At 45.8% G+C, this 5,927-nt stretch carries 1 protein-coding gene, 11 tRNA genes, 2 rRNA genes and 1 pseudogene; 10 read left to right on the top strand and 5 right to left on the bottom strand.

Annotated elements, in window-relative coordinates:
* Window positions 1-2: 2 nt before the first annotated feature.
* The 10 genes from GXP65_RS24560 (at window position 3) to GXP65_RS24515 (ending at window position 3,085) form a co-directional block, all read left to right on the top strand.
* Window positions 3-78 (top strand) — tRNA-Asn (locus GXP65_RS24560).
* A gap of 70 nt (window positions 79-148) precedes the next feature.
* Window positions 149-224: transfer RNA gene (locus GXP65_RS24555), tRNA-Thr, on the top strand.
* Between the two features lie 10 nt (window positions 225-234).
* Window positions 235-310 (top strand) — tRNA-Phe (locus GXP65_RS24550).
* A gap of 42 nt (window positions 311-352) precedes the next feature.
* Window positions 353-428, top strand: a tRNA-Asn gene (locus tag GXP65_RS24545).
* Window positions 429-720: 292 nt separating this feature from the next.
* Window positions 721-2,346 (top strand): methyl-accepting chemotaxis protein, encoded by a 1,626-nt coding sequence (locus tag GXP65_RS24540; protein ID WP_162093936.1) that lies wholly within the window; start codon window positions 721-723, stop codon window positions 2,344-2,346.
* 233 nt (window positions 2,347-2,579) lie between these two features.
* Window positions 2,580-2,655, top strand: a tRNA-Phe gene (locus GXP65_RS24535).
* 50 nt (window positions 2,656-2,705) lie between these two features.
* Window positions 2,706-2,781 (top strand) — tRNA-Thr (locus GXP65_RS24530).
* 21 nt (window positions 2,782-2,802) lie between these two features.
* Window positions 2,803-2,878 (top strand) — tRNA-Asn (locus tag GXP65_RS24525).
* A gap of 40 nt (window positions 2,879-2,918) precedes the next feature.
* Window positions 2,919-2,994: transfer RNA gene (locus GXP65_RS24520), tRNA-Thr, on the top strand.
* 15 nt (window positions 2,995-3,009) lie between these two features.
* Window positions 3,010-3,085 (top strand) — tRNA-Asn (locus GXP65_RS24515).
* Between the two features lie 157 nt (window positions 3,086-3,242).
* On the opposite strand, the pseudogene GXP65_RS24510 reads toward GXP65_RS24515, so the two are convergent.
* From GXP65_RS24510 to rrf (GXP65_RS24490), 5 genes and pseudogenes are all read right to left on the bottom strand, one after another.
* Window positions 3,243-4,672, bottom strand: a pseudogene (locus GXP65_RS24510) (NAD-dependent succinate-semialdehyde dehydrogenase).
* A gap of 594 nt (window positions 4,673-5,266) precedes the next feature.
* A tRNA-Asp gene (locus GXP65_RS24505) sits at window positions 5,267-5,343 on the bottom strand.
* 31 nt (window positions 5,344-5,374) lie between these two features.
* Window positions 5,375-5,491, bottom strand: a 5S ribosomal RNA gene (gene rrf / locus GXP65_RS24500).
* A gap of 57 nt (window positions 5,492-5,548) precedes the next feature.
* Window positions 5,549-5,624 (bottom strand) — tRNA-Thr (locus GXP65_RS24495).
* Window positions 5,625-5,725: 101 nt separating this feature from the next.
* A 5S ribosomal RNA gene (gene rrf, locus GXP65_RS24490) occupies window positions 5,726-5,842 on the bottom strand.
* Window positions 5,843-5,927: the final 85 nt, after the last annotated feature.

The raw sequence follows: 5,927 nt of genomic DNA, 5'->3' as shown, positions 1-5,927 counted from the left end.
GTTCCTCCTTAGCTCAGTTGGTAGAGCGACGGACTGTTAATCCGCAGGTCACTGGTTCAAGTCCAGTAGGAGGAGCCAACTTCTAGAGTTTCATGTAAATGAGATTCTAAAAAATGAAGAGTTTACTCTTCAAAAAAGAAAACGGTACGCCGACTTAGCTCAGTAGGTAGAGCAACTGACTTGTAATCAGTAGGTCACCAGTTCGATTCCGGTAGTCGGCACCATTCTTCTTTTGCCTCGATAGCTCAGTCGGTAGAGCAGAGGATTGAAAATCCTCGTGTCGGTGGTTCGATTCCGCCTCGAGGCACCATATTTGGTGCACTTGCTTAAAGCAAGACACAAACAGAATAGTTCCTCCTTAGCTCAGTTGGTAGAGCGACGGACTGTTAATCCGCAGGTCACTGGTTCAAGTCCAGTAGGAGGAGCCAACTTTGAAAGCCAAGTCTTCGGACTTGGCTTTTTTCTTATCTGCAATTCTAAAATCCCCCTCTACTTTCACTTCCCTCCTTTCCTTTACCATCAATCTCCTCTCGAAACTTCGTTATAAACTCAGACACCATTGATAAAAAACACTTATTTCACGCTAAAAATTTAATCTAAATCATAGTTTCAGCACGACCGCATAGGCGCTTATATACAAGTTCAATATGATGAATTTATTATTACGCCCCCTAATAAGCTATGCATTGCATAGTACGTAACACGCCTTGTGAGCTAACTATGAAATTAAAAACTCAAGCCTATTTATTATCTGCAATCATATTGGTTGCCCTGCTTGCTCTAACCGCGACAGGTCTATGGACACTGCGCGTAGCAAGTAATCTTGATAACAAAGCTCGAGTGACTGAGCTATTTAAGAGTGCCTACAGCATTCTGACTGAAGTTGAACAAATGGCCGTGGAAGGCAAGATGCCAGAAGATGAAGCCAAAGCGCTGGCGACCCGCCTACTTCGTAACAATATCTACAAAGACAACGAATACGTTTATGTTGCAGACGAGAACATGATTTTCGTGGCGGCACCGCTTGATCCGCAACTGCACGGTACCAGTTTCCACGATTTCCGCGATGGTGATGGCAACAGTGTCGGCCAATTGATTTTGGATGTACTGGGCCGTAAGACAGGTCAAATCGTTGAATACACCTGGACACAGAAACAACCAGATGGAACGGTCGAAGAAAAGCACTCTATCGCAGAGAAAACACCACATTGGAACTGGGTGGTAGGCACTGGTATCGGGTTTAATGAAGTCAATGCTCGCTTCTGGTCAACGGCGCAATGGCAGCTGGCACTGTGTTTAGCGATTGCAGGCGCGATTCTAGGCGGCCTAATTATCTCTATCCGTAAGATGCTTAATCTACTCGGCGGCGAGCCAAATGACGTACGTGAAGCGGTTCAAGCCGTTGCTCAGGGAGATATCCAAGCCAGCTTTGAACACATAGCCCCTAAAGACAGCATCTATGGCGCTGTGCAAGAGATGAGTCAATCTCTGGCTAAGATGGTAAATAACCTAGACGAATCAATGCACGCATTACGTTCAGAGCTATCAGCCGTAGAGTCTCGCTCTAATTCGATCGCTGATCTAACCATGTCTCAGCAGCAGTCGACAGCAATGATCGCAACAGCGATGACAGAAATGGCTTCTTCAGCCAATCATGTTGCAAGCTCGGCAAGTGACACTGCACATAACACCGATGAAGCAGACAAACAGAGCCAACACACGCAATCATTGATCCACAGTACGGTAGATAATATTCAAGGCTTGGCTACTCAGCTAAATACAGCAAGCAAAGCGGTTGCGGATCTTGACCAAGATGTAAACAGCATCGTGAAAGTTCTCGACGTAATCGGCGATATTGCTGAGCAAACTAACCTACTGGCGTTGAATGCCGCCATTGAAGCAGCTCGCGCAGGTGAACAAGGTCGAGGCTTTGCGGTAGTAGCAGATGAGGTGCGAAACCTAGCAGGACGCACACAAGACAGCACAAAAGAGATTCAACAGATGATCTCTAACCTTCAAGAAGGTTCGCGCAATGCTATCCATACAATGGAAATCTGTGCCGAAACCAGTGAAAGCACGGTAACTGAGTCTATGAACGCCTCAGAAGCGCTACAACAAATAGTTACAGCTCTAGAGTCTATTACAGCCATGAGTCAGCAAATTGCTACGGCTGCAGCGGAACAAACGCAAGTGAGTGATGACATTGCACACCGCATCAACCTGATTGAAGAAAGTGGTAGTCAGCTAAATGCGGTAGTAACAGAAAGCCAATCAAGCACGCAAACATTGGCTTCTTTAGCGGATGAACTTGAAGGTTGGGTGAACAAGTTCTCAGTAAAGCACTAGTTTAAAGTCAATTGTTCAATAAAAAGCACGTTTTCAGACGTGCTTTTTTGTTTTTATCGCCTTTATTCTGAAGGTGAGCGCCCTATCATTATTAAAACAGCGCTTAAAACATGGCGCATTGCTGCTCAAAATGCATAAAAACAGCCCACTCCGAGCACAAATTCATCAAACGATATTTTATTTTAATTTTATTGTTGACCTGAAAGCCGAAAAGCCTTTTAATACACCTCGTCGCCCGGATAGCTCAGTCGGTAGAGCAGAGGATTGAAAATCCTCGTGTCGGTGGTTCGATTCCGCCTCCGGGCACCACAATTTAAAATTGTTGGTGTCTAACACGAACAATAGAAAGAAAACGGTACGCCGACTTAGCTCAGTAGGTAGAGCAACTGACTTGTAATCAGTAGGTCACCAGTTCGATTCCGGTAGTCGGCACCATTTATTCTTAAACAAGATAATTCCTCCTTAGCTCAGTTGGTAGAGCGACGGACTGTTAATCCGCAGGTCACTGGTTCAAGTCCAGTAGGAGGAGCCATCTTTCAGTTAGTAAGTCGATTACTTATTAACGAAAATGTGCCGACTTAGCTCAGTAGGTAGAGCAACTGACTTGTAATCAGTAGGTCACCAGTTCGATTCCGGTAGTCGGCACCACATATTAAAATTTGTTCCTCCTTAGCTCAGTTGGTAGAGCGACGGACTGTTAATCCGCAGGTCACTGGTTCAAGTCCAGTAGGAGGAGCCAAATTAGAAGAAGCCGCATCACTTGATGCGGCTTTTTTGCATCTGAAGAAAACTCGCGGCTCCCCTCTTCATCCAACTTTATCTCAATAAACAAAAAAGCCAGGTGATATACCTAGCTTTCTCTTTTGTATCGTCTCAGTGAGTAACGAGACAGAAGGCTAGCTCAAACCACCAAGGCAGATGTACTTCGTCTCTAGATACTCATCCATGCCTTGTTTAGCCCCTTCACGACCAATGCCTGATTCTTTGATCCCACCAAAGGGGGCCACTTCCGTAGAGATAATTCCTTCATTTACCCCCACCATGCCATATTCCAAACCTTCACTAAATTTGATGATGCGCTTCAAGCTGTCGGTGTAGAAGTAACAAGCTAAACCATATTCTGTGTCGTTCGCCATCGAGAGCACTTGTTCATCGTCATCAAAACTAATGACTGGCAGAACTGGGCCAAACAGCTCTTGTTGCACGATCGCCATGCCCTGTTCCACATTATCTAAGATAACAGGCTCCATAAAGCGCCCAGAGCGTTTTTGAGGCTGGTTGAGTATCTTTGCCCCTTCTTGTACTGCCTGATCGATCACTGCCTCTAGACGATGCTTAGAAGCCATTGTGATCACAGGACCAAGAGTGGCATTTTCCTCAAGACCATTGCCGACCGTCAGGCCTGCCGCTTTATTCAGAAGCTTAGCTAAGAATGCCTCTTTTACGCTCTGATGCACATACAAGCGGTTGGTACACACGCAGGTTTGTCCGGCATTACGAAACTTAGACGCAATCAAGCCATTAGCTGCTGCTTCTAAATCTGCATCGTTAAAAACAATAAAAGGTGCGTTACCACCCAATTCCATAGAAGCGGCTTTAACCGTATCACTGGCCTGCTTCATTAAGATCTTACCGACACGCGTAGAACCAGTGAAAGAGATCTTCTTAATACGAGGATCGGTACTCAAAACGACACCAAACTCTGCGGCTTGTTCAGAAACAACCGTAGACAATAGAGCTTTAGGAATACCAGCCTGATGAGCAAGCTCCACCACAGCCAGCGCAGTTAAAGGTGTTAATTCAGAAGGTTTAATGATCATCCCGCAGCCAAAGCAGGCGCCGCTTTTCGTGTGATCATTGCAATAGGGAAGTTCCATGGCGTAATCGCCGCACACACGCCGACAGGCTGTTTGATGGTAGAGAGGCGTCTATCTACCGAAGGAGCAGGAATAACCTCACCATAAGCGCGTTTAGCCTCTTCTGCGAACCATTCAACAAAAGATGCGCCGTATGCGACTTCTCCACGGCTTTCAGTCAGAGGTTTACCTTGTTCTAAGGTAATGATGTTCGCGATGTCTTCTGTATGATCTACAAGCAATTGGAACCACTTTTTCAGGGAAGCTGAACGTGCTTTAGCGCTGAGTTTTGCCCACTCGACTTGAGCCGATTTGCACGCTTCTATTTGCACATCTAACTCGTCCAAAGAACTAGGCTTTAAGCGAATCAGTTCTTGCTCAGTCGCAGGATTAATAACGGCAATCCCATCTTGAGAAGACAGGCTTTCGAATAAGACTCCTAGCGTTTCACTTTCTATCTGCTGCATCATTAGGTTGTACTCCCATAAGAACCTTTACTAGGTTAATCCTTCTGACAAATAAGAGTAAAGCAAACAAAGTTTTCTTCAGCGTAAATATGAGAAGTTATGACCCAGTTGGGTTAACTGGTGACGCTGATAAGAGAACGCCAACAGAGATAGCTACTATTGAAGAAGGTAACCAAAATGACGGAGTAGGTGTTCAAAAGGCTGGAATGCGTATATAGATAGAGCCTTATCTGAATAAATGGTTAAGCTTGTAGACTACAGACAAAGCCTTGTGAGACTTAATTTCCAACAAGAGAAAAATCATGTTCTCTAAAACGACAAAACCCAGTCCGGAGACTGGGTTTCTAAATAAGTGGCGGAGCGGCTGGGACGCCTAGTTCGGGCTTGCGCTCAATTGGACTCGCACGCGAGCGGGACTCATTGGCCGTAGACCAAAATAGTATCGCCAATACGAAAAGACCCCAGCATTTCTGCTGAGGTCTGGGATAAGTGGCTGACGGCCGGGGTTGCGGGCAACCGGGACTCATTCCCTGAAAGGGAATATTTTTGAGCTTTAAAACGACAAAATCCAGTCCGGAGACTGGGTTTCTAAATAAGTGGCGGAGCGGACGGGACTCGAACCCGCGACCCCCGGCGTGACAGGCCGGTATTCTAACCAACTGAACTACCGCTCCGCACTGGTTAGACCTAAAGTCTAAATTTAAAGCCTGGCGATGTCCTACTCTCACATGGGGAAGCCCCACACTACCATCGGCGCTACTTCGTTTCACTTCTGAGTTCGGAATGGAAGTCAGGTGGGTCCAAAGCGCTATGGTCGCCAAGCAAAATTCTTTACGTTTTGTTTTAAGCTTTAACTTAAAGCACAAAACAAACAGTAAATGGTGCTGATACCCAGAATCGAACTGGGGACCTCATCCTTACCAAGGATGCGCTCTACCGACTGAGCCATATCAGCACATTATCTGTGTCCGTGAGGACTAAAAAAGCCCGCTTTTTCAAACGGGCTCTCTTAACTTTTGTCTTCACCTTCTTAAAAAGGCAAAAACTAAATTTAAAGCCTGGCGATGTTCTACTCTCACATGGGGAAGCCCCACACTACCATCGACGCTAATTCGTTTCACTTCTGAGTTCGGAATGGAAGTCAGGTGGGTCCAAATCGCTATGGTCGCCAAGCAAATTCTTTAATCTGGAAAGCTGTTTCAGTTCTTAACACATTCAATTCTGTTCTTGCTTTGAGTCCATCAAAACCCCTTGGGTG

Source organism: Vibrio sp. LB10LO1 (genome assembly GCF_010092875.1).
GTDB classification, from domain to species: Bacteria; Pseudomonadota; Gammaproteobacteria; order Enterobacterales; family Vibrionaceae; genus Vibrio; species Vibrio campbellii.
The sequence above is the reverse complement of the archived record's forward strand: the minus strand, read 5'-3'. Positions and strand labels throughout refer to the sequence as shown.